Origin of the sequence: Actinokineospora sp. (assembly GCF_050699995.1) — a bacterium.
In the GTDB taxonomy this organism is placed as follows: Bacteria; Actinomycetota; Actinomycetes; order Mycobacteriales; family Pseudonocardiaceae; genus Actinokineospora.
This window is the reverse complement of record NZ_JBOHGC010000193.1, coordinates 1-22,706: the sequence shown is the minus strand read 5'-3', so window position 1 is coordinate 22,706 and position 22,706 is coordinate 1. Positions and strand designations below refer to the sequence as shown.

Annotated in this window: 22 protein-coding genes; 9 read left to right on the top strand and 13 right to left on the bottom strand. The window is 69.3% G+C overall.

Going from position 1 to position 22,706, the window contains the following annotated elements; translation table 11 throughout:
* Positions 1–37: 37 nt before the first annotated feature.
* The 4 genes from ACRDSQ_RS10650 to ACRDSQ_RS10635 are packed head-to-tail and all read right to left on the bottom strand — an operon-like array spanning position 38 to position 4,714.
* Positions 38–643 carry a GTP-binding protein gene (locus ACRDSQ_RS10650; RefSeq protein WP_091379336.1) on the bottom strand — a complete coding sequence of 202 codons (606 nt, stop codon included), beginning with the start codon at positions 641–643 and terminating at the stop codon, positions 38–40.
* The gene (locus ACRDSQ_RS10645) at positions 624–1,316 is read right to left on the bottom strand and encodes a DUF742 domain-containing protein (RefSeq protein ID WP_091379339.1); all 693 of its coding nucleotides are present in this window, start codon (positions 1,314–1,316) and stop codon (positions 624–626) included. Before ACRDSQ_RS10645 ends, ACRDSQ_RS10650 begins: the two co-directional genes overlap by 20 nt.
* Positions 1,317–1,340: 24 nt before the next feature.
* Positions 1,341–1,766, bottom strand: coding sequence for a roadblock/LC7 domain-containing protein (locus tag ACRDSQ_RS10640; protein ID WP_026422971.1), 426 nt, complete (start codon positions 1,764–1,766; stop codon positions 1,341–1,343).
* Positions 1,763–4,714 carry a nitrate- and nitrite sensing domain-containing protein gene (locus tag ACRDSQ_RS10635; RefSeq protein WP_431420689.1) on the bottom strand — a complete coding sequence of 984 codons (2,952 nt, stop codon included), beginning with the start codon at positions 4,712–4,714 and terminating at the stop codon, positions 1,763–1,765. Before ACRDSQ_RS10635 ends, ACRDSQ_RS10640 begins: the two co-directional genes overlap by 4 nt.
* A 653-nt stretch (positions 4,715–5,367) precedes the next feature.
* On the opposite strand from ACRDSQ_RS10635, the gene ACRDSQ_RS10630 reads away from it, so the two are divergent.
* The 4 genes from ACRDSQ_RS10630 to ACRDSQ_RS10615 all read left to right on the top strand — a co-directional run bounded on the left by ACRDSQ_RS10630 (position 5,368) and on the right by ACRDSQ_RS10615 (position 8,764).
* Positions 5,368–6,381 (top strand): ABC transporter substrate-binding protein, encoded by a 1,014-nt coding sequence (locus tag ACRDSQ_RS10630; RefSeq protein ID WP_431420688.1) that lies wholly within the window; start codon positions 5,368–5,370, stop codon positions 6,379–6,381.
* Positions 6,382–6,486: 105 nt separating this feature from the next.
* Positions 6,487–7,197: an ABC transporter permease gene (locus ACRDSQ_RS10625; protein WP_431420687.1), complete on the top strand. Its 711-nt coding sequence runs from the start codon at positions 6,487–6,489 to the stop codon at positions 7,195–7,197.
* The gene (locus tag ACRDSQ_RS10620) at positions 7,194–7,976 is read left to right on the top strand and encodes an ABC transporter permease (protein ID WP_431420686.1); all 783 of its coding nucleotides are present in this window, start codon (positions 7,194–7,196) and stop codon (positions 7,974–7,976) included. The genes ACRDSQ_RS10625 and ACRDSQ_RS10620 overlap by 4 nt, the downstream gene beginning before the upstream one ends.
* A 5-nt stretch (positions 7,977–7,981) precedes the next feature.
* A complete protein-coding gene (locus ACRDSQ_RS10615; protein WP_431420690.1) occupies positions 7,982–8,764 on the top strand; it encodes an ABC transporter ATP-binding protein in 783 nt (260 codons plus the stop codon).
* A gap of 68 nt (positions 8,765–8,832) precedes the next feature.
* Here ACRDSQ_RS10615 and ACRDSQ_RS10610 read toward each other — a convergent pair whose 3' ends face one another.
* The 3 genes from ACRDSQ_RS10610 to ACRDSQ_RS10600 form a co-directional block, all read right to left on the bottom strand.
* Positions 8,833–9,639 carry an LppU/SCO3897 family protein gene (locus tag ACRDSQ_RS10610; RefSeq protein WP_431420685.1) on the bottom strand — a complete coding sequence of 269 codons (807 nt, stop codon included), beginning with the start codon at positions 9,637–9,639 and terminating at the stop codon, positions 8,833–8,835.
* Positions 9,640–9,794: 155 nt separating this feature from the next.
* Positions 9,795–10,007, bottom strand: a complete 213-nt coding sequence (locus ACRDSQ_RS10605; RefSeq protein ID WP_431420684.1) for an LppU/SCO3897 family protein — start codon at positions 10,005–10,007, stop codon at positions 9,795–9,797.
* A 158-nt stretch (positions 10,008–10,165) separates the two neighbouring features.
* Positions 10,166–10,699: an LppU/SCO3897 family protein gene (locus ACRDSQ_RS10600; protein ID WP_431420683.1), complete on the bottom strand. Its 534-nt coding sequence runs from the start codon at positions 10,697–10,699 to the stop codon at positions 10,166–10,168.
* 120 nt (positions 10,700–10,819) lie between these two features.
* On the opposite strand from ACRDSQ_RS10600, the gene ACRDSQ_RS10595 reads away from it, so the two are divergent.
* Complete coding sequence (locus ACRDSQ_RS10595; RefSeq protein WP_431420682.1) at positions 10,820–12,481, top strand: DNA repair helicase XPB; 1,662 nt, start codon at positions 10,820–10,822, stop codon at positions 12,479–12,481.
* On the opposite strand, the gene ACRDSQ_RS10590 is transcribed toward ACRDSQ_RS10595, so the two are convergent.
* Positions 12,452–13,276, bottom strand: a complete 825-nt coding sequence (locus tag ACRDSQ_RS10590) for a serine hydrolase domain-containing protein (protein WP_431420681.1) — start codon at positions 13,274–13,276, stop codon at positions 12,452–12,454. The two genes, ACRDSQ_RS10595 and ACRDSQ_RS10590, sit on opposite strands and share 30 nt — an antisense overlap.
* 78 nt (positions 13,277–13,354) lie before the next feature.
* The gene (gene ligD, locus ACRDSQ_RS10585) at positions 13,355–14,305 is read right to left on the bottom strand and encodes a non-homologous end-joining DNA ligase (RefSeq protein WP_431420680.1); all 951 of its coding nucleotides are present in this window, start codon (positions 14,303–14,305) and stop codon (positions 13,355–13,357) included.
* Between the two features lie 32 nt (positions 14,306–14,337).
* On the opposite strand from ligD, the gene ACRDSQ_RS10580 reads away from it, so the two are divergent.
* Positions 14,338–15,297 (top strand): o-succinylbenzoate synthase, encoded by a 960-nt coding sequence (locus tag ACRDSQ_RS10580; RefSeq protein WP_431420679.1) that lies wholly within the window; start codon positions 14,338–14,340, stop codon positions 15,295–15,297.
* On the opposite strand, the gene ACRDSQ_RS10575 is transcribed toward ACRDSQ_RS10580, so the two are convergent.
* The 4 genes from ACRDSQ_RS10575 to ACRDSQ_RS10560 all read right to left on the bottom strand — a co-directional run bounded on the left by ACRDSQ_RS10575 (position 15,291) and on the right by ACRDSQ_RS10560 (position 19,614).
* Positions 15,291–15,710 carry a Uma2 family endonuclease gene (locus ACRDSQ_RS10575; protein ID WP_431420678.1) on the bottom strand — a complete coding sequence of 140 codons (420 nt, stop codon included), beginning with the start codon at positions 15,708–15,710 and terminating at the stop codon, positions 15,291–15,293. The genes ACRDSQ_RS10580 and ACRDSQ_RS10575 overlap by 7 nt on opposite strands.
* Positions 15,711–15,895: 185 nt before the next feature.
* Positions 15,896–17,518, bottom strand: coding sequence for a chaperonin GroEL (gene groL / locus ACRDSQ_RS10570; RefSeq protein ID WP_431420677.1), 1,623 nt, complete (start codon positions 17,516–17,518; stop codon positions 15,896–15,898).
* 169 nt (positions 17,519–17,687) lie between these two features.
* The gene (locus ACRDSQ_RS10565; protein WP_431420676.1) at positions 17,688–18,929 is read right to left on the bottom strand and encodes a serine/threonine-protein kinase; all 1,242 of its coding nucleotides are present in this window, start codon (positions 18,927–18,929) and stop codon (positions 17,688–17,690) included.
* A gap of 55 nt (positions 18,930–18,984) precedes the next feature.
* The gene (locus ACRDSQ_RS10560; protein ID WP_431420675.1) at positions 18,985–19,614 is read right to left on the bottom strand and encodes an AIM24 family protein; all 630 of its coding nucleotides are present in this window, start codon (positions 19,612–19,614) and stop codon (positions 18,985–18,987) included.
* 91 nt (positions 19,615–19,705) lie between these two features.
* Here ACRDSQ_RS10560 and moeA point away from each other — a divergent pair, with 91 nt between their 5' ends.
* The 3 genes from moeA to pssA all read left to right on the top strand — a co-directional run.
* The gene (gene moeA / locus ACRDSQ_RS10555) at positions 19,706–20,902 is read left to right on the top strand and encodes a molybdopterin molybdotransferase MoeA (RefSeq protein ID WP_431420674.1); all 1,197 of its coding nucleotides are present in this window, start codon (positions 19,706–19,708) and stop codon (positions 20,900–20,902) included.
* Between the two features lie 259 nt (positions 20,903–21,161).
* On the top strand, positions 21,162–21,881 hold the full coding sequence (locus tag ACRDSQ_RS10550; protein ID WP_431420673.1) for a phosphatidylserine decarboxylase: 720 nt from the start codon (positions 21,162–21,164) through the stop codon (positions 21,879–21,881).
* A 3-nt stretch (positions 21,882–21,884) separates the two neighbouring features.
* Positions 21,885–22,706: CDP-diacylglycerol--serine O-phosphatidyltransferase (gene pssA / locus ACRDSQ_RS10545; protein ID WP_431420672.1), on the top strand; the 822-nt coding region annotated here is incomplete at its 3' end.

Below are 22,706 nucleotides of genomic sequence, written 5' to 3'. Positions count from 1 at the left end.
AGTGAGAACTCACTGTCGGGAGGTGGGGACTCGCGGGTTATACGGCGCGGGACATCCGCTGCTGCATGGCGTGCTGGACGAGCGTGATGAGAGCTTCCTTGGTGGAGTCGCGGTCACGCGCGTCGGTGGTCACGATCGGCACCGACGGCTCGACGGTGAGCGCGTCGCGCACATCGTCGATGCGGTGGTGCAGAACGCGGTCGAAGCAGTTCAGCGCGATGATGTACGGCAGCCCGCGGTCCTCGAAGAAGTCGATGGACGCGAACGCGTCGGCCAGGCGCCGGGTGTCGACCAGGACGATGGCGCCGATGGCGCCGCGGACCAGGTCGTCCCACATGAACCAGAACCGGTGCTGACCCGGTGTACCGAACAGGTACAGGATCAGGTCGGAGTCGAGCGAGACGCGACCGAAGTCCATCGCCACCGTGGTGGTCGTCTTGTTCGGCGTCGACGACAGGTCGTCGACGTCCACGCTGGCCTCGGTCATGACGGCCTCGGTGGTCAACGGCACGATCTCCGATACCGAGCCGACCAGGGTCGTCTTGCCCACGCCGAACCCACCGGCGACCACGATCTTGGCCGAGGTGGTCGGCTGCGGTGCCGCGCCGCGCGCGCTGAGAGGACTAGAGCCTGCGGAGCCCACTGAGCACCCTTTCCATGAATTCGATCGACGGCCGGTCGCCCACGACCATGCCGCTCTGGTGGATCGAGACCAGGCCCATTCCCGCCATGTCCCCGATCAGGACCCGGGCGACGCCGAGCGGGAGCCGCAGGTGCGCGGCGACCTCGGCGACCGAACGGGTATCCAGGCACAGCCCGCAGATGGATCTGTGCTCCGGGCGCACCGCCGCGTCGGGGACCCGACCTCGGTCGCTGGTGGAGACCAGGGCCTCGATCGCCAAGTCGTAGTCGGAGCGCGTCCGTCCACCGGTCTTGGTGTACGGGCGCACCAGTGAACCGGTTTCCTGCAGCGGGTCGTGCTCCGGCTCCGGGTCGAACGTCGGGACCGCCGGGATCTCCTTGCTGTCCCAGTCGGACTGCGCCGGGATGCCCGAGTCACCGTAGAGCGCCGCGCTCGGCCCACCGAAGAGCCTCGCCCGGAACCCATCGATGTCGAACCGGTTCGGCGGGTCGCCGATGCCATGTTCGGGCAGGTCCTCCCAGCCGCGTTCCGACATCTCCGTCAGCCTCCGCTCGGGCTCATCCAGGGGTTCATCGAGGTCGGATTCGCCGAAGCGGGAGTCCGAGCCGAACAGGTCCCGGTAGGAGAAGTCGTCCTCGGTACGCCTGCCGGTCGCCCGGCGCCCCGTACTCATCGCGCTGTCACCCCGCCGTCTCGACTACCTGCGCTGCGAGCCCTGAAGCTGCGCGCGCAGCTCGGGCGTCATCTGCTGGCCGACTCGCTCGACCAGGAGGGTCATCTCGTAGGCGACCAGTCCGATGTCGCAGTTCGGGGCGGCGAGCACCGCGAGGCACGAGCCGTCCGAGATCGACATCAGGAACAGGTAGCCGCGGTCCATCTCGACCACGGTCTGGTTGACCCCGCCCGCTTCGAAGCACCTCGCGGCACCGGCGGTGAGACTCACCAGGCCGGACGCCACCGCGGAGAGCTGTTCGGCACGGTCGCGGGGCAAGCCCTGCGATCCGGCCAACAGCAGTCCGTCGGCGGAGACCACCACGGCGTGCGCGACGCCGGGGACCTGGCGAACGAAATCGGTGATGAGCCACCCGAAGCTGCCGGGCTGCTGTACTGACGCGGTCGTCACTCCTGCTCCTCGTCTTGGCGGCTCTCGTCTGAACCGGTCTGGTCACCAGGGTAAGCGTCGACAAGGGCGTGTCGGCCCCGCCGAACCCCTTGTTGGAAGCTCGACATGCGGCCGCGGATCGCGTCCGCCGTACGGGGAGGCAGTGGAGGCACCGCCGGCTGTTCGCCGGTGGTCTCCTCCCTTGGCGCTGCCGAACCGGGGACCAAGTGGGCTTTGGGGACCCGCTTGGGCAGTCCTGCGGTAGTCATGGTGTCAGCACTGTGGTCGAGCAGTGCACGGGCCCGCTGCCAACCGTCGTCACCAGGGGAAACCCAGGGATCGACGACGGGGGCCGGTTCGGGCTCCGGTGCGGGCTCGGGTTCGCCCGCCGCGGCGGGCGCCTCGACGGCCTCGGCCGTGGGCTCGGCGCGGTGGGCAGCCTCGGGCTCGGCCGGGGTGAGTGCGCCGTTGATCGTGCCGTTCGCGGGCGGGTTGCCGTTGGCCGCCGGTGTGGAGCCGGTGTCGCCCGCTTCGAACCACTGCGACAGGACGGCCTCGTAGATCGGCAGCCGCTCCGTGGGGGCGTCGCCGCCGTGGGTCTGCTCGGCGGGCCGGGGCGGCGGCTCGTAGACGTAGCCGTTGGCGTCGTCGTCGTAGGGCTGCTCCGGCATCGGGGTGCCGAACAGGCCCGCGCCCGTGTCGTCGTAGATGTGGCCGTTGAGCGCGGAGTTGATCTCCTCCGGGGAGGCGGGGGGACCCCAGCCGCCGGTGTCGTCGATCTTCTCCGCGCCGAAGCTCGGCTGGAACGGCGGGTAGCCGGTGACCTGCTCGGCGGAGCGCTCCACCGGGGACTCGGCCACCACGCCACCGTCGGAGCGCAGTCGCGGCATGCTGCCGGTGAAGGCACCCGCGATGCCGCTGGCCTTGGCCGCCGTGTCGCCGATGGCGGGCGGCAGGGCGATCGGCGAGATGATGTTGTTCGTCTGCGCGGGGGCGCCGGAGCCGTGGACCAGGCCCGCGGGGACGGTGATCCGGGCGATCAGGCCGCCCTCGATGTCCTCGTTGTCGCGCAGGCGGACGATGATGTCGTGCCGCTTGGCCAGCCGGGCGACCACGTACAGACCCATTCGCCTGGTCACCGCGACGTCGAGGTCGGGCGGGTCGGCGAGGCGGGTGTTGGCGTTCTCGATCTCGTCCTCGTTCATACCGACACCGGAGTCGGTGATCTGGATGGCGAGTTCCTTCTTCCTGGTCACCGCCATCCGGACGTAGACCTTCTTCTCCGGCTCGGAGAACGAGGTCGCGTTGTCCAGCAGCTCGGCGATCAGGTGGACGAGGTCGGAGACCGCGCGGCCCTGCACGGCGATGTCCGGGGCGGACAGCACCTCGATGCGGGCGTACTGCTCGACCTCGGACACCGCGGCGCCGACGACCTCCGCGGCGGGCACCGGGCGGCTGAGCTGGCGGCTCAGGCCGGAGCCGGAGAGCACCAGGAGACTTTCGGAGTTACGCCGCATGCGGGTCGCGAGGTGGTCGAGTTCGAAGAGGCTGGCGAGCTGGTCGGGGTCCTGCTCGTCCTGCTCGAGCCGGTCGATCAGCGACAGCTGGCGCTCGACCAGCGTCTGGCTGCGCCGCGACAGGTTGACGAAGATCGAGTTGATGTTGTCGCGCAGCAGCGCCTGCTCGGTCGCCATCCGGACCGCCTGGTCGTGCACGGCGTCGAAGGAGCGGGCGAGCTGGCCGGTTTCCTCGCGGGTGAACACCGGGACAGGTTCGACCGCGTTCTTCGCGGCCTCGACCGGGTCCGGGTCGGCGAGGATTCGCTGCACCGTCTCGGGCAGTCGCCGGTTCGCCACGTCCAGGGCGTCGCGGCGCAGCACGCGCAGCGGGACCAGCAGCGAGCGGGCGACGATCAGGGTGACGATCAGGGCGAGCAGCACGGCGGCGAGGACGATCGCGGCGTCGCGCCAGGCGTCGGCCTTGGCCGTGTCGGCGGCGACGATGGCCGTTGACCGCAGCTTCTCCAGCAGCGAGATCTCGACCTTGCGCAGCGCCTCGGCGGTGGCCCTGGCGTCCTCGCGCAGCGAGTCGATCGAGATGCCCAGGGGCAGGTCGCGCGAGGCGTGGTGGAAAGCGAGCTGCTTGGTGGACTCGCGGTGGTCGACCTCGGCGCCGGAGAAGGTGTCGGAGTAGAACTGCGACTCGACCGGCTCGGCGTTGGCGCGGAAGTTGGCGACGGAGGCGGCGTAGCTGGCCTCGGCGCCGCGGGCCTGTTCGAGCATGCCTGAGGGGAAGTTGTCCCGGATGGCGGCGATCATCAGGATCGAGTTCTGCCTGCCCAGGAACTCCTTGCTCTCCACGACGCTGAGCGCGGCGCTGGCGAGACGGTTGATCTCCGGGTCGCCGAGCGACGCGGTGAACTCCGAGCCCGCGGCCAGCACGGCCTCCAGCAGGGAGGTGTAGGCGCCGTAGACGCCGACGTCGGGGTACTCGCTGCTCATCGCGGCGCCGCGGACCGACTCGACGGCGGAGAGGCGGTTGGCCAGCGGCATCAGCAGCCGGGCGTCCTCGCGCTCCGCCTCGACGGTCTTCGCGGCCTGCGCGAGCCGGGAGAGGGTGGCGTTGGTCTTCTGGAACTGCGCCTGGATGTTGCCGACATCACCCACGCGCTTACCCGCGACATAGGCGACGACCAGGTTACGTTCGTTCTGCAACTCGTGGACCAGGGCGACGACGTCGAGGGTGGAGCTGATGTCGGCCGCGGCCTCGTCGAAGTCGGCGGCGCGCTGCAGTTCGTTGTCGGCGCGGAGCACGCCGAGGGCGATGGCGGTGAGGACCGGGACCATGAGGACCGCGACGAGCTTGGTCCGCAGGCGCCAGTTGCGCAGCCGCCAGCGGGAACCGCCCTCGACCGTCTTGCGGCCGGGCGTCTTGGGCGCGGCGGATCGCGCCGCATCCCGGTCGGACACGACGCCACCGAATTTCCCAGGGCCTAGATCGGCCCCAGCGGTGTGATCGGGCACTGCCTGCACACTCCTTGCATCTGAGCCAGTAGCCCGTTACTCGGCTAGCTCGAACGGACAACTACCCCAGTTAAGGACGCGGCGCATCGCGGTAGCCCGAAGCAGTGACGCTTGCCGCAAGATGTCGGACCTGAACGGCCCGGCGTTACCGACGACCATGCGCGCCTGCTCTCCGCGCCGCTCGGACGAGCGTGCGCCTCACCTGTTGGACACAGAAGGTAGCGAAGTCTCAGCGGCGATGTAACCCTTCCAGGGCATCATCACAGCCTTTATCAGGTACTTAGCAGTAGCAACAGTCCTCATGGGTGATGAAACTATGGACTATTCCTGCCTTTTGATCACCCAGATGGCAGCACTAGGGGGCACACCCCGAGTGGGCTATTACACAGCGTTAGGCCCTGGTCAGAGCTCTGGAGCAATTCGCCCACTTGGGTCAACGGCTCCACCCGATTCAGTGAGAGAGTTCACCCCGAGACATCTGGCGCGCACTCATTGTGACTCGGTCCCAACGGACCTTAGAGTGCCCCTTGATGTCCGAGGGGGGTAACAACCTCGACAAAACCGACCTCCTATGAGGAGAGGCACCAATGCTCCGAAGCGTGACCACCAGACGGTTCTCCCGTGCCCGTCTGCCGATCGCCGCACTCGCGGTGGCCCTGCTGGCCAGCGGCTGCTCGCTGCTCGGCGGCGAGGACGGAACCGACGGCGCCCAGCAGGGGCCGGGCGGAGTGGAGAAGGCCAAGATCAAGGTCGGGGTGCTGCCCGTCGTCGACGTCGCGCCGTTCTACCGCGCCATCGAGCAGGGGTACTTCAAGGAGCAGGGCCTCGAGGTCGAGCCCCAGGTCATGGCCTCCGGGCCGGCCAGCATCAACGGCGTCATCAACGGTGACGTCGACATCGCGTTCGCGTCCTACCCGGCGCCGCTGCTCGCGCAGAGCAAGAAGATCGCCGAGTTCAAGATCGTGGCCGACGCCCTCTCGGCGAAGCCCGGCCACCTCGTCGTGGTGACACTGAAGGACTCCACCTTCAAGAAGCCGTCCGACGCGCCCGGCAAGCGGATCGCGATCACCGGCCGCAACAGCTTCACCGACCTGGCGCCGATGTCCGTCCTCAAGAACCAGGGTGTGGACTACAACCAGGTCAAGTGGGTCGAGATGCCGCTGCCGGAGATGATGGGCGCCCTGCAGAAGGGCGACGTCGACGCCGCGGTCATGGTCGAGCCGTGGGTCACCAACGCCATGAAGAAGATCGGCGCCATCCCGGTGTTCGACGGCGCCTCCGGCCCGACCGCGGAGATCCCGATGTCGGGTTACGTCGCGATCGGCGGCCAGGGCAAGTTCGCCACCACCAGCCCCAACACCATCGCCGCGTTCCAGCGCGCGCTGGCCAAGGCGCACGCCGAGGCGACCGACCGCTCCAAGATGGAGCCGATGTTCGTCAAGTACGCCAAGATCGACCAGGCGACCGCCCAGCTGGTCACCATCTCCACGTACTCGACCTCGCTTGAGGCCAACCGGATCCAGCGCGTGGCGAACCTGATGGAAGAGTTCGGTGTGATCAAGGGTCATCTCGACGTCAAGACGATGATCCCGAACGGTTCTGCGGGCAAGTAGCGGTAGGGGGTGGGCTTCCGTCACCGGAAGCCGAACACTGTGAGTGGAACTCGACGGGTTCCCGCAAGCTTGATCGGTCTGGCAGGCCTCTTCGCCATCTGGGAAGTGGCCAGCCAGACCGGTCTGGTTCCGGGGCTCTACCTGCGTCCGCCGAGCGAGGTCCTGCCGACCATGGTGGGCCTGCTCGGCGACGAGACTTTTCTCCGGGCGCTGTTGGCCACCGTGCTGGCCACGGTCATCGCGCTCGGGATCGCCATCCTGATCGCCGTCCCCAGCGGGCTGCTGCTCGGCAGCATCCCGCTGGTGCGCCGGGCGTGCATGACGGTGGTCGAATTCCTCCGGCCGATCCCGTCGGTCGCGCTGATCCCGTTGGCGCTGCTGATCACCGGCACCGGCCCGGACACCAAGATCGCGCTCGCCGTCTACGGCGCGCTGTGGCCGATCCTGTTCAACACCATGTACGCGCTCGACGAACTCGACCCGCTGCACGTGGAGACGGCGCGCGCGTTCGGCACCGGGCGGGTGGCTGTGCTGACCCGGATCGCGCTGCCCAGCGCGGCGCCGTTCGTGCTGACCGGCGTGCGGCTCTCGTTCGCCATCGCGCTGGCCGTGGTGGTCTCGACGGAGCTGTTCGCGGGCGGCACCAAGGGCTTGGGGCAGTTCATCATGGAGGCCAACAGCGGCGGCGCGCACATGGACCAGGTGCTCGCGGGCACCGTCCTGGCGGGCCTGGTCGGCTACGCGGCCAACGCGGGCCTGGAACGGCTGCACACCAAGCTGTTCTCCTGGAACGCGCCGAGGGGTGCTGACGCATGAGGCGCTTCGGGACGTTCGCCCAGCGCTGGGTCGTGTTCGCCATCGCGGTCGCGGTGTGGGAACTGGCCACCCGCGCGGCCGCCGACACCTTCTTCCCACCGCCGTCGCGGATCGCCCGCACGGCCGCGGAGGTGTGGTTCTCCCCCGCGTTCGGTGAGCACATCGTGCCCGGCGTCGGCCGGATGCTCACCGGCTGGGCGCTGGCGGGCGTGATCGGCATCGCGCTGGGCCTGCTGCTCGGCCGCTCGCGCACGGCGATGGCCTACCTGGGTCCGCTGTTCAACTTCATGCGGTCGATCCCGCCGCCGCTGCTGGTGCCGTTCTTCATCGCCACCGTCGGCGTGACCAGCATGCAGCTGCCGACGATCATTTTCGGCGCGATCTGGCCGGTGCTGCTCAACACCGTCGACGGCGCCCGGGGCGTGGACGCGACGAAGGTCGAGACCGCGCGGGCGTTCCGGCTGTCGAAGCCCCAGTGGATCCTGGGTGTCGTGCTGCCGACGGCGGCGCCGAAGATCTTCGCCGGGCTGCGGCTGAGCCTGTCGATCTCGCTGATCCTGATGGTCATCGGCGAGCTCATCGGGTCCGCCAACGGCATCGGCAACCAGCTCGTGCGCACCCAGCGCGACTACGACCTGCCCGAGATGTGGTCGTGGATCGTCCTGCTCGGCGTGCTGGGGTACCTGTTCAACACGCTGCTGCTGATCTTCGAACGCCGTGCGCTGGCCTGGCAGCCGAAGCACTCGTTCGAGACCCAGGCGCAGGCGACCGGAGGATGACCGTGGTGCGGACAATGCTCGATGTGGCCGACCTCGGCCACACCTACCAGGCGAAAGACGGCGCCCACGACGCCATCGACGGCCTGTCGTTCACCGTCGAGGAGGGTGAACTCGTCTGTGTTGTCGGCCCGTCGGGCTGCGGCAAGTCGACTCTGCTGCGGTCGATCTCCGGGCTGATCCGGCCCACGCGCGGCACGGTCTCGCTGCACGGAACCCCGGTCGACGGCGTGCCCGCCGACCTGGCCGTGGTGTTCCAGGACTACAGCCGGTCACTGTTCCCGTGGCTGTCGGTCCAGCGCAACGTGGAGTTCCCGCTGCGGGAGCTGACCAAGGCCGAGCGCACCGCCCGGGCGGGCGAGGCGCTGGCCGCCGTCGGCTTGGAGAACGCGGGCCGCAAGTACCCGTGGCAGCTCTCCGGCGGCATGCAGCAGCGGGTCGCCATCGCCCGCGCCCTGGCCTACCGGCCCGCGTTGCTGCTGATGGACGAGCCGTTCGCCTCGGTCGACGCGCAGACCCGCTTCGAGTTGGAGGACCTGCTGCTGCGGGTGCGCCGCGAGCAGGACACCACCGTGTTGCTGGTCACCCACGACATCGATGAGAGCGTCTACCTGGGCGACCGGGTGCTGGTCCTGTCGAAGTCGCCCGCCAGGGTGGTCGCCGCGCTCGACGTCGGCCTGGGCGCCGAGCGCGACCAGATCACCACCCGCTCGTCGGACGAGTTCGTCGAGCTCCGGGCGAAGGTGGCGGGGCTGCTGCAGTCGGCGCCCGCGACCGAGACCGCCCACTGAACGACACACCCGCTGAACGGAGAAATGCCCCCGGCCGACGGCCGGGGGCATTTCTCGTTCTGGCTTGGTCAGTCGCGCTTCTTGCCGCAGATGGAGACCTTGGGCTCGCTGTAGAGGAACCCGGCGTCGACACCCTCGGCGGTGCAGGCGGACGGGTCGTTCTTGCCCTCGATGACCTCGAGCACCTCGAACCGGACGTTCGGGTCGCTGCAGGTGACCTTCTTGGCCTGGTCGGCCTGATCGAGGTCGGTGAAGCACTCGCCCTGCTTGGCGTTGAGCATCAGGCACAGCGAGAACCCGCCACCGCCGCGGCGGCCACTCTGCTCGTACTTCATGTAGTCGCCGTCGCTCGGGCAGCTCGCCGACGCGCTGTCGAGCTTCTTGGCGACCTTGAACACCCCTTCGGGCTTGGTGCAGTCGATCTTCTCGACATCGGCGTTGGTCGCGCTGTCGTTCTTGACCTTGATGCAGTCGCCGACCTCGGCGGACGCGGCCGACTTGTTGAACGCGAAGAACCCGACGACGCCGACCGCCACGATCGCGACCAGGATGACCACCAGCTTGATGGTCTTGCCCTTGCTCGGGCCCGACGGCGGCGGCACGAATCCGGGCTGCACCGGCTCCTGCCCGAACGGCGGCGGCTGCTGGCCATAGGGCTGCTGCGGCTGCTGGGGCTGCTGGGGCTGCTGGCCGAACGGGGGCGGCTGCTGGCCCGGCTGCTGGCCGTAGGGCGGTGGCGGCTGCTGGCCCGGCTGCCGGCCATACGGCGGAGGCGGCTGGTGGCCCCCCGGAGGCGTCGGCGGCCCCTGGTTGTACGGCGGCTGCGGTCCGCCCTGGGGCGATCCGTACGGGCCCGGCTGCTGCGGGTTGGACATCGTGCACCTCGTGGAGTTCGAACAGCGGGGGTCGACCGGCCTGCCGGCGGCGAACCAGCGGCGGGCCAATCTAACGCGGGGGTCGGACACCGTGCGGCGAAATGCGGGAAAGGCCGGTGCGTTCGCCTGCCTTCACCTTCAAGTCGTCCGGTAGGTCACTTCCGTGACTTGCCGCAGATCACCAGCTTCGGTTCGGTGTAGATGAACCCGTCGTCCACTTCAGAGGACGCGCAGTCCTCGGGCTGGGTTCCACCGTCGACGATCTCGAGCACCTCGAATTTCACGGCGGGGTCGGTGCAGGCGACCTTCTTCGCCTGGTCGGCCTCCTCGAGGTCGGTGAAGCACTCGCCCTGCTTGGCGTTGAGCATCAGGCACAGCGAGAAGCCGGGGCCGAGCGTGCCGGTCTCCTCATAACTGCGAACACGCCGGCCAGAAGCACCAGCGGCGCGAGGATAGCGGTCCGGTCCGACACCGATACGACAACGGCCACCCCGGCATGGCCAGGGGGGCCGTCCGATCTGGACAGTCAGGAAATGCCGGGTGTCTCGATGCAGAACACCGTCTTGGGCTCGGGGTAGCCGAGGCCGTTGCCGTTGGGGCAGCCGGAGGGGTCGGTGGTGTCGTTGATGACCTGGGTGATCTTGATCGCCTCGGGGCTCTCGCAGGCGCCGATCTTGAACGCCTGGTTGGCGTCGTCGGACTCGTAGCAGTTGCCCGCGATGAAGTTCGGCATCAGGCAGATCAGGTTCTTCTCGTCGCGCAGCTCGCGGTAAGCGCCCTCGGGGCAGCTCGTCTCGGTCTTGTCCTTCTTGACCGCGACCTTGAACGTGGCGGACTTCTCGCCGCAGTCGACGATCGTCAGCTTCGCGGTGTCGTCGGTGCCGCTCACCGAGGCGCACTCGCCCGGCGCCGCGGTGTCCTTGGCGAAGAAAACCTGGTAGGCGCCGAAGCCCACACCGGCGAGCACCAGCGCGGCGACCAGGGCGATGACCCAGATCGGCAGGCTCTTGCGCCGCTTGGGCTCGGCTTGGGTCTGCTCCTGGTCAACGGGGTTGCTCATGTTCGCCTCTGCTGGGGACCGGTGGATGGGCAGCGTGGACGGTAGCCGCCCAGTACCCGCCGAGGGCAGGGCCGGTTACCGAACTGTGGCCTTGAGGTCGGAGTTTGCGACACTGATGGGGTGACCGACGGCCCCCTGATCGTGCAGTCCGACAAAACGCTGCTGCTGGAGATCGACCATCCCAGCTCGAAGGACGCCCGGATGGCCATCGCGCCGTTCGCCGAACTGGAGCGCGCGCCCGAGCACATCCACACCTACCGGGTCACCCCGCTGGCCCTGTGGAACGCCCGCGCCGCCGGTCACGACGCCGAACAGGTCGTCGACGCGCTGGAGACGTACTCGCGGTACCCGGTGCCGCAGCCGCTGCTGATCGACATCGTCGACACGATGGGCCGGTTCGGGCGGCTGACGCTGCAGAACAGCCCCGTGCACGGGCTGGTGATGACGTCGATCGACCGAGCTGTCCTCGAAGAGGTGCTGCGCAACAAGAAGATCTCCCCGATGCTGGGGGCGCGCATCGATCAGGACACCGTGGTCGTGCACCCGAGCGAGCGCGGCAGGCTCAAGCAGCTGCTGCTCAAGGTCGGCTGGCCCGCCGAGGACCACGCGGGCTACGTCGACGGTGAGGCGCACGCGATCTCGCTGGTGCAGGACGGCTGGGAGCTGCGCGACTACCAGCGGATGGCGGTCGACTCGTTCTGGGCGGGCGGTTCCGGTGTCGTCGTGCTGCCGTGTGGGGCGGGCAAGACGCTGGTCGGAGCGGCCGCGATGGCGCAGGCGCAGGCCACGACGCTGATCCTGGTGACCAACACCGTGTCCGGCAGGCAGTGGAAGCGGGAGCTGCTCGCCCGCACGTCGCTGACCGAGGAGGAGATCGGCGAGTACTCCGGCGAGCGCAAGGAGATCCGCCCGGTCACCATCGCGACGTACCAGGTCGTCACCCGCAAGACCCGCGGTGAGTATCGCCACCTGGAGCTCTTCGACTCCCGCGACTGGGGTCTGGTGGTCTACGACGAGGTCCACCTATTGCCCGCGCCGGTGTTCCGGATGACCGCCGACCTGCAGTCGCGGCGTCGCCTGGGCCTGACGGCGACCCTGGTCCGCGAGGACGGCCGCGAGGGTGACGTGTTCTCCCTCATCGGCCCGAAGCGCTACGACGTGCCGTGGCGCGACATCGAGGAGCAGGGCTGGATCGCGCCCGCGGAGTGCACCGAGGTCCGGGTGACGCTCACCGAGAACGAGCGACTCGAATACGCCACGGCCGAGGCCGACACCCGCTACAAGCTGTGCTCGACCGCGCGGACCAAGCTGCCCGTCGTTCAGTCCATTTTGGACCGACACCCCGGCGAACCGGCGCTCGTGATCGGCGCTTACCTCGACCAGCTGGAGGAATTGGGCGAGGCACTCGACGCCCCGATCATCCAGGGTTCGACGAAGAACAAGGAACGCGAAGCCCTGTTCGACGCTTTCCGCAGGGGCGAGCTGCCCACGCTGGTGGTGTCGAAGGTCGCCAACTTCTCGATCGACCTGCCCGAGGCCTCGGTGGCGGTCCAGGTGTCGGGCACCTTCGGCTCCCGCCAGGAGGAAGCCCAGCGTCTCGGAAGACTGTTGCGCCCCAAGGGAGACGGCCGACAGGCCCATTTCTACTCGGTGGTCGCCCGGGACACCCTCGACACCGAGTACGCGGCCCACCGGCAGCGTTTCCTCGCGGAACAGGGCTACGCGTACCGAATCTGCGACGCGGACGATCTGCTAGGCCCGCCCATCCCGGAGATCAGCTAGCACGGCGTCGGTGAAGGGCGTCCACGCCTCGATCGCCCACGGCCCGAAGTCCCGGTCGGCCAACGCGACACAGGCCGCCTGGGCTTCGGGATCGACCCAGAGGAACGTCCCGGACTGTCCAAAGTGGCCGAACGTGCGCGGCGAGCTGTGCGTGCCGGTCCAATGTGGACTCTTGCCGTCCCGGATCTCGAACCCCAGCCCCCAGTCGTTCGGCTTCTTGTTGCCATACCCGGGAAGCACGCCGTCAAGCCCGGGATACGCGACTGTCGAGGCTTCGGCCATGGTCTCCTTGGACACCAGGGTGGGCGCCTGCAGTTCGGCGGCGAACCGCACGAGATCACCGCAGGAGGACTCCGCCCCAGCCCCCGCCGACCCGGTGAGCGCGGACGCGGTCATGCCAAGGGGAGCGAACACACCTTCGGCGAGGTACTCGGCGAAGGGAATCCCGGTGGCTTCGTGGATGAATTCGGCCAACACCTCAAACCCGGCGTTGGAGTAGATCCGCCGCTGCCCGGGAGGCGCTTGAACGGTGGGCGAGTCGAAGGCGAGACCGGAGGTGTGGGCGATCAGGTGGCGGACCGTCGACCCTCCAGGCCCGGCAGGCTGATCCCACTCGACGGCCCCTTCCTCAATGGCGACAAGGACACCGTAGGCAGTGAGCGGTTTGGTGACAGACGCCAGCCGATAGACCCTGTCCTGATCCCCGTGGGCCCCCAGCACCCGCCCATCCGCCGCGATGACCGCCACAGCCACGTTGTCGACCGGCCACTGCTCGACCAAACCCAAACTCCGCATAGGCACCACCCTACGAGCCCCAATTCACCCCCTTACCGTGCAGGTCACCGCAACAGCGCCGGCCCCGGGAACAGGTACTCAGTCATCAGGCTCCCCCGGGTCGACACCGTCGCGGTCGGCCCACTGCAGCAGTTCGTCTATGGCGAAGACGGCATCGTCGATGCCCTCGTGCAGGTCGCCCAGTTCGGCGAACCGGGCGGGCATGGTGGCGATAGTGAAGTCACCCGGCTCGGCGTCGTCGATCTCATTCCAGGCGATCGGCGCCGACACCCTGCCCTCCGGCACGCCGCGCACCGAGTAGGCCGAGGCGATGGTGTGGTCGCGGGCGTTCTGGTTGTAGTCGACGAACAGTTGGGCGGGGTCGCGGTCCTTGCGCCACCACGCTGTTGTCACATCGTCCGGGGCGCGCCGTTCGACCTCGTGGGCGAACGCCAGCGCCGCCCGGCGGACATCCTGGAAACCCCAGTTCGGCTCGATCCGCACGTAGATGTGCACGCCCTTGCCGCCGGACGTCTTCGGCCACCCGACCGCGCCCAGGTCGTCGAGGACCTCGTGGGCGACGTGGGCGACACGGCGGACCGTGGCGTAGTCGCACGCGGGCCCCGGGTCGAGGTCGATCCGCCACTCGTCGGGCTTCTCCGTGTCGGCGCGGCGGGAGTTCCACGGGTGGAACTCGACGGTGGACATCTGCACGGCCCAGATGACCTGCGCCAACTCGGTGACGCACAGCTCGTACGCGTGCCGGTTGTAGCGCGGGAACTCCACCCGCACGGTGTCCAGCCACGGCGGCGCGCCATGGGGGACCCGCTTCTGGTGGACCTTCTCCCCCGCGACGCCCTCGGGGAAGCGGTGCAGCATGCACGGCCGCTCCCGCAGGGCGCGGACGATGCCGTCGCCGACGGACAGGTAGTAGTTGACCAGGTCGAGCTTCGTCTCACCCCTGGCCGGGAAGTACACCCGGTCGGGGTTGCTGATCCGCACGGTCCGATGACCGACTTCAAGCTCCACGGCGGGCGACTTGGTTGCCATGAAGGCAAGCTAGCGCGTGCCAGGATGATCCGGTGGCTGACGACGCGCGCGTGTACGCGATTCCCATGCGGACGAGGTTCCGCGGCATCACGGTCCGCGAGGGGATGCTGCTGCGCGGCCCCGCCGGGTGGGGAGAGTTCTGCCCGTTCTGGGACTACGACGACGCCGAGTCCGCGCCGTGGCTCGACAGCGCCCGGGAGGCCGCCGACCTCGGCTGGCCCGCACCGGTCCGCGACCGCGTCCCGGTGAACTGCACGGTCCCGGTCGTCTCCCCCGAACGCGCCGCCGAGATCGTCTCCACCTCAGGGTGTGGGACCGCCAAGGTCAAGGTCGCCGACCCCGGCTCGTCGCTGTCCGACGACTGCGACCGCCTCGCCGCGGTCCGCGACGCCCTGGGCCCGAGCGGCCTGATCCGGGTCGACGCCAATGGCGCATGGGACGTCGACACGGCGGTCAATGCGATCCGTGAGCTGAACAAGGCGGCAGGCGGCTTGGAGTACGTCGAACAGCCGTCGAAGACGATCGATGACCTGGCTGCGGTCCGCAGGCGAGTCGACGTCCGCATCGCCGCCGACGAGTCCATCCGCCGCGCCGAGGACCCGCTGCGGGTCGCGGTGGCGGGGGCCGCGGACATCGCCGTGCTCAAGGTCGCCCCACTCGGCGGCGTCCGGCGCGCGCTCGCGGTCGCGGAGGCGTGCGGCCTGCCGTGCGTGGTCTCGTCGGCCTTGGAGACCAGCGTCGGCCTAGCCGCGGGCATCGCGTTGGCGGCCGCCCTGCCGGAACTGGACTACGCGTGTGGCCTGGCCACCCTGTCCCTGCTCACCGCCGATGTCACCACACACCCGCTGCGCCCGGTCGGCGGCTACCTGACCGTCCCCACCAGCCCGCCGACCCCCGACGCCATGCCGCACGCCACCGACGAGACCGAGACCCGCTGGCACGCCCGCCTGGCCCGGGTGGCCAAGCTGCGGTCAAAATCACAAGATCAGTAGTCGAGCTCGCTCAGATCCAACTTGACGGGAACCGGCGACGCTGTGATCGTGGCCGGCTTGTACGCCTGGACGACGTTCTCCTCGACGTAGCGGCCCTCTGCCAGCCGGTAGGCGACCAGCGCCCAACCACGCAGTTCGTCACCCTGGTCGATGGCCCACAGGAATGGCACGCCTGCCGCCATTTCAGTGTCCCGCTCCGCTCGTCGGTTTGCGGGTGACCAGATCTCGACGGCGAGCACCAACTCTTCCGCGCCGAAGCTAACGCCAACTGGCTTCCTCGTCAGGACCACGACATCCGGGATCAATGCCGTCCGCCAAGCCGTGGAGATACGCACATTGACCGCAGCAGCGACAAACAGGTCAGATCGTTCAGCGGCGCGGAGTGCTTGCTTCACAATGAAGAGCGGATCCATCGCCAACCAGTCCTCAACGGTGTAGGGGCCATCATCCCGTGGTCAATTGCCGCGGACACTGCCCTCACCTCCAGAGCTGACACCAGGTCAGTGTCCCACACGGCAACCGATCGTCGCGATCTCGACTGAACAGCACGAAGGCCCGATCCGGTGCGGATCGGGCCTTCGTGGTCAAGCGGGTGGACTCAGAAGTCCATGCCACCGGTCGGGTCGCCCTGCGGGCCGGCTCCGGCCTTCTCCGGCTTGTCCGCCACGACGCACTCGGTCGTGAGGAACAGCGCGGCGATCGACGCGGCGTTCTGCAGCGCCGAGCGGGTGACCTTGGTCGGGTCCGGCACGCCGGCGGCGAGCAGGTCCTCGTAGACACCGGTCGCGGCGTTGAGGCCGTGGCCCTGCGGGAGGCCCTTGACCTTCTCCACCACGACGCCACCCTCGAGACCGGCGTTGATCGCGATCTGCTTGAGCGGCGCCTCGACGGCCACGCGGACGATGTTGGCGCCAGTGGCCTCGTCGCCCTCGAGCTTCAGGCCGGCGAAAGCAGCCTCGGCCGCCTGCAGCAGCGCGACGCCACCACCGGGGACGATGCCCTCTTCCACGGCGGCCTTGGCGTTGCGGACCGCGTCTTCGATGCGGTGCTTGCGCTCCTTGAGCTCGACCTCGGTGGCGGCACCGGCCTTGATGACCGCGACACCGCCCGCGAGCTTGGCCAGACGCTCCTGGAGCTTCTCGCGGTCGTAGTCCGAGTCCGACTTCTCGATCTCGGCGCGGATCTGGTTGACGCGGCCCTGGATCTGCTCGGCGTCACCCGCACCCTCGACGACGGTGGTCTCGTCCTTGGTGACGACGACCTTGCGGGCCTTGCCCAGCAGCGAGATGTCGGCGTTCTCCAGCTTGAGGCCCACGTCCTCGGAGATGACCTGGCCGCCGGTCAGGATCGCGATGTCCTGCAGGATCGCCTTGCGGCGGTCGCCGAAGCCCGGCGCCTTGACGGCGACGGACTTGAAGGTGCCGCGGATCTTGTTGACGACCAGCGTGGCCAGGGCCTCGCCCTCGACGTCCTCGGAGATGATCAGCAGCGGCTTGCCGCCCTGCATGACCTTCTCCAGCAGCGGGAGCAGGTCCTTGACCGAGGAGATCTTGCCGCCGAACAGCAGGATGTACGGGTCCTCGAGGACCGCTTCCTGACGCTCGGGGTCGGTCACGAAGTAACCGGAGATGTAGCCCTTGTCGAAGCGCATACCCTCGGTGAGCTCAAGCTCCATGCCGAGCGCGTTGCTCTCCTCGACGGTGATGACGCCTTCCTTGCCGACCTTGTCGAGCGCCTCGGCGATCAGCTCGCCGATGGTGGTGTCGCCCGCGGAAATAGACGCGGTCGCCGCGATCTGTTCCTTGGTCTCGACCTCCTTGGCGTTCTTGTGCAGCTGCTCGATGACAGCCTCGACGGCCTGCTCGATGCCCCTCTTCAGGGACAGCGGGTCCGCACCGGCAGCGACGTTGCGCAGGCCTTCGCGAACCAGGGCCTGGGCCAGCACGGTGGCGGTGGTGGTGCCGTCACCCGCGACGTCGTCGGTCTTCTTGGCAACTTCCTTGACGAGCTCGGCCCCGATCTTCTCCCAGGGGTCTTCGAGCTCGATTTCCTTGGCGATGGAGACGCCATCATTGGTGATGGTCGGCGCGCCCCACTTCTTCTCGAGCACGACGTTGCGACCCCTGGGGCCGAGCGTCACCTTGACGGCGTCGGCGAGGATGTTCAGTCCGCGCTCGAGACCGCGACGCGCGTCCTCGTCAAACGCGATCAACTTGGCCATTGCGGTGTGGTCCTCCGTTGGGTGGAAACACGAAGCGTGGCCAGGCTCGGTGCCCGCGACGGACGCCCGGCGATAACGCCGGCCTCACCGTCCCGACCTTTGGCACTCGGAGAGGCCGAGTGCTAACTCGGTTTTAGCACTCTCTGCCCCCGAGTGCAAGAAACGACCCTCAGTTGGAGGGCGGCGCCACAAGCGAGATGGACGGCAGCGTCTTGCGTGTCGTGGGCTTCGAGCTGCCCGACGACCCGCCGGACTCGCCTGGTCCGACCGGGATCGAGGGACCGGTCGTGGACGTCCCGCCGCCGCCACCGGGGCCGGACTCCTTCGGTGAGAGGACCACGATCGCGCCGATGATCAGACCGATCGCGACCAGCCCGACCAGCACCGGAGCGACCCAGCGGTTGCCACCGCGCTCCTTGCCGAAGGCCGCGGCCCCGGCCGGGACCGGCGGGCGCAGCCGCACCGGCTCGGCGTGGGAGGCCTGCTGCGCCTGCCGCGGCGGGGTCGGGAACTGCTGCTGGAACGTCTGCTGCTGTTGCGGCGCGGGACGCTGCTGTTGCTGGGGAGCGGGCCGGGCGGGCGCGGACAGCGCCTGGCGGGCGGCGGCGATCAGCTCGCGGCAGCTCGCATAGCGCTGGCCGGGCTGCTTGGACATGCCGCGCCGCACGACGTCGTCGATCGCGGGCGGCAGACCGGGGGCGTAATCGGTCAGCCTGGGGGCCTCGCGGTTGAGGTGGCCCTGGATGACCTCCGACACCTGCCCCTGGAACGGCGGGCGGCCGGTGAGGCAGGCGAACAGGACGCACGCCAGCGAGTACGCGTCGGTGCGGCCGTCGACCGGCTCGCCGCGCAGGTGCTCGGGCGCGGCGTAAGTCGGCGAGCCGAGGAAGTCGCCGCCACGGGTGCGGTGGCCGGTGGCGCCGCGCCGGGTCAGGCCGAAGTCGGCGACATAGACGTGCTCGGTGGCCGACTCGCGCGACGTGACCAGCACGTTGGCCGGCTTGACGTCGAGATGCACCAAGCCACGCTCGTGCAGGTTGTCCAGCGCCTCGGCGACCTGGCTGAGCAGGCTGATCGCCCGCTGCGGGGCCATCGGCCCGTCCTTGACCAGACTCGCCATGTCGGCGCCCTCGACGAGCCGCATGGCGATGTAGAGCAGCCCGTCGACCTCACCGAAGTCGTAGAGCGGGACGACGTTGGAGTGGTCGATGGCCGAGGTGTTGCGGGCCTCGTCGACGAACCGCTCACGGAACTCGGGGTCCTCGGTGAGGTGTTCGGCGATGACCTTGAGCGCGACCTTGCGCCCGAGTCTGACGTCGGTGGCGCGATACATCACGCTCATTCCGCCCTTACCCAGCACTCCGTCGATGCGGTAATGCCCTAGGCGACGTCCTGTGAGGTCCTCCGACACGCGAGGAGCCTAACGTGGGCGTCGCGACGCCCACGTCCGGTTCCGTGAGATCGATTCAGCGGGCGAGCCAGCCCGCCATCGCGCGGGGAGTCCTGGTTTGGGTCAGGAGCCTGCCCGGACCGGCGAAGTCGAGCATCAGGCCCTCGCCGGTGCGCACCGACTGCGGGCCGGACTGGCTGACCGCGCGCAGCCTGCACTGGGTGCCGTCGCTGTAGGCGAGCACGCTCGCGGGGTCGACCGTGATCGCCTCGCCGGGCTCCAGGGTCACCACGTCGAGGGCGCCGCAGACGGCCAGGACGATGGTCCCGACACCGCTGACGTGTTCGAGGAACCCGTGCTCGGCGCCGAAGAGCGCGTGGAAGTTGGGCCAGCTCGGGTCGATCCGCAGGGTGCTGGCCACGGCGAGCCCGACGCCGCGGGCGACGCACCAGCCCGCGGTGCCGTCGAGGTCGAGCGCGTAGACCTCACCGGGCAGACCGGGGGCGACGTCGACCCAGCCGCCTTCCGCGGGGGCGGTGAACACAGTGGGTCTGCCCTTGGACCGGCCGCCCCCACGACGCTGATCGACCAGCACACCGAAACTGGTGGCCAGCAGCGACGAGTAGTCGGCCTGGACCGCCTCGCCGGGCGCCAACATCAACCGTGCCACCCCAAACGCCGGCGTATGCCGTGTCCTGACCTGCACCGTTCCCCTCTTCCACCCAGTGCGGCACGCCCCGACGCGGCCCGCTCCAGTCCCGGCAGTCTGGCACGGCGGTTTAGGGAAGGATGGGCGCGTGGCGAAACGCACCTACACGGCCGAGGAGTACCGCGACACAGTCGCCGCGCTCCTGCCGCCGCTGCCCGTCGTGGCCCTCCCGCTCGCCGACTGCCTGGGTCTGGTCCTGGCCGAGGACGTGGTGGCCCGGGTGTCGCTGCCCCCGTTCGACAACTCCGCCATGGACGGCTACGCCGTGCGTGCCGCGGACATCGCGCGAGCGCCGGTCACGCTGCCGGTCGCCGACGACATCCCGGCAGGCCGCACCGACGTCCAGCCACTGGAGCCAGGCACGGCCCATCGGATCATGACCGGCGCACCGCTGCCCCCGGGCGCGGACGCGGTCGTGCAGGTCGAACTGACCGACGCCGGAACCGAGACCGTGCACATCACCGCATCGGTCCCCGCGGGCAAGCACCTGCGCCGCACCGGCGAGGACGTGGTGGAAGGCGTGACGGTCCTGCACGCGGGCACCGTCCTCGGGCCGCCGCAGCTGGGTCTGGCCGCGGCGGTCGGGCTCGGCACCCTGCCGGTCCGCAGGCCGCCCCGCGTCATCGTGCTCTCGACGGGGTCGGAGCTGGTGGCGGCGGGCGAGCCGCTGCCCCCTGGCCATATCTATGAGTCGAACAGCGTCCTCATCGCCGCCGCCGTTCGCGAGATCGGCGGCACCGCGACCGTCCTGCGCTTCGTCCCCGACGACGTCGACAAGTTCCGCGCGGTCGTCGCCGAGCACGCGCCCGGCGCCGACCTGCTGATCACCTCCGGCGGCGTGAGCGCAGGCGCGTACGAGGTGGTCAAGGACGCCATGACCGGCCACGGCGTCGAGTTCGTCCGGGTCGCGATGCAGCCGGGCGGGCCACAGGGCTTCGGGATTTTCCTCGGCCTGCCGGTGCTGACCCTGCCGGGCAACCCGGTGAGCGCGGCGCTGTCCTTCGAACTGTTCGTGCGACCCGCGCTGCTAGGCGCGCTAGGACACCGGGTCGTAGACCGCCCCCGCGCCAAGGCGCGGGCGGTGCTGGAGATGACCTCGCCCGGCACGAAGACCCAGTACCGGCGTGGCCGCCACGACGACGGGGTGGTCGAGGTCGTCCCGGTCGGCGGTCCGGGGTCGCACCTGTTGTCGGCTTTCGCCGCGTCGAACTGCCTGATCGAGATCCCCATGGGCGTCGAGCAGGTCCGGGCGGGCGACGAGGTCACCCTGATCTTGCTGGACTGAGCGAAGGCGCCGCGACGGCGGCCGGTAAGATCGCGACCGTACGTGACCGCCCGCTCACAACCAGGTTGGTGGCCGTGGGGGCGGGGGCGTAGAATGAAGCCGCTCCGCAACGGGGCATCCGGTCGGCGCATGCGCCGTCGGGGGGCGCATGGGCTGACCGGGTGTCCCGTGTTCGACGCCGGTGTCAGATCTCGGTCGATGTGCCGGTTGGCGTAGCGTGTGGGCAAATCCGGCCGAGTCGCGAGGAACCAGCCACCTGATGTCCGCCCCGTCGCAGCCCCCGTCGTCCGATGCGTTCAAGCACGCGATCGAGCTGACCAAAAGCATCATCCCGCCGGTTCATCCGGGCGGTCGCCCGTTCGTGTTCGGCGCGCTCGCGGCGACGCTGCTGATCCGGCGCCGGTCGCGTCGGGTCGGGGTGCTCAGCGCGGTGTTCACGGCGTGGCTGACGTGGTTCTTCCGGGAGCCCAAGCGGGTCACGCCGCAGCGGCCGGGGATCGCGGTGGCACCCGCCGACGGCACCGTTTCCCACGTCATCGAGGCTGTGCCGCCCGCCGAGCTGGAGCTGGGCGACGACCCGATGCTGCGGATCAGCGTATTCCTCTCGGTGTTCGACGTGCACGTCCAGCGCTCCCCCGCGACCGGCCAGGTTGTACGGGCGATCCACAAGGACGGTGAGTTCCTCTCCGCCGACCTGGACGCCGCGAGCGAGGTCAACGAGCGCAACAGCCTGCACATCCACACCGTCGACGGGCACGACCTGGCCGTCGTGCAGATCGCCGGCCTGGTCGCGCGGCGGATCATCTGCCAGGTCGCCGACGGCGACAAGGTCAACGCGGGCACCACGTACGGCCTCATCCGCTTCGGTTCCCGCGTGGACCTCTACGTGCCCACGGGCAGCCGGGTGCTCGTCGAGGCCGGTCAGCGGACCATCGGCGGCGAGACCGTGCTGGCCGAGCTGCCCGCCGCGGAGCGCTGACCTATGGCGCCTGCGTCTCCCGGAGTGCGCCTGCTGCCCAACGCGATAACCGTCCTGGCGATGTGCGCCGGGCTCTCGGCCGTGCACTTCGCCATGCGCCACCAGTGGGCCGCGGTGATCGCGGCCATCGGCGTCGCGGCGATCCTGGACAGCCTCGACGGCCGCATCGCCCGCCTGCTCGACGCGACCAGCAAGATGGGCGCGGAGCTGGACTCGCTGGCCGACGCCATCTCGTTCGGCGTCGCGCCCGCGCTGGTGATCTACGTCTGGAAGTTCCCGAACGACCGCATGGGCTGGGGCATCGCCCTGATCTTCGCGGTGTGCATGATCCTGCGGCTGGCCCGGTTCAACACGCTGCTCGACGACACCGAGCAGCCGCCGTACGCCAAGGAGTTCTTCGTCGGCGTCCCGGCGCCCGCGGGCGGCCTGCTCGCGCTGCTGCCGATGATGCTGACCATCGAGTACGGCGCGCGGGACGTGTGGTGGCAGTCCAAGCCGTTCATCGCGCTGTGGACCGTGGCGATCGCGGTGCTGCTGATCAGCCGCATCCCGACGCTGTCGGTCAAGTCGGTCAAGGTCTCGCCACGCGCGGTGGCGCCGATGCTTGTGGGTGTGGGTCTGCTCGCCGCCGCGGTGATCACCTACCCGATGATCGCGCTGGCCGTGGCGCTGGTTCTCTACCTGGGGCACATCCCGTTCGCGGTGCGGCGCAAGCACTGGCTGGCCAACCACCCCGAGGCGTGGGACGTGCCGTCCAAGGAGCGCCGGGCGATCAAGCGCGAGCACGGCACGCAGCGCCGGATCGGGCTGCGGCCGCCGCTGCAC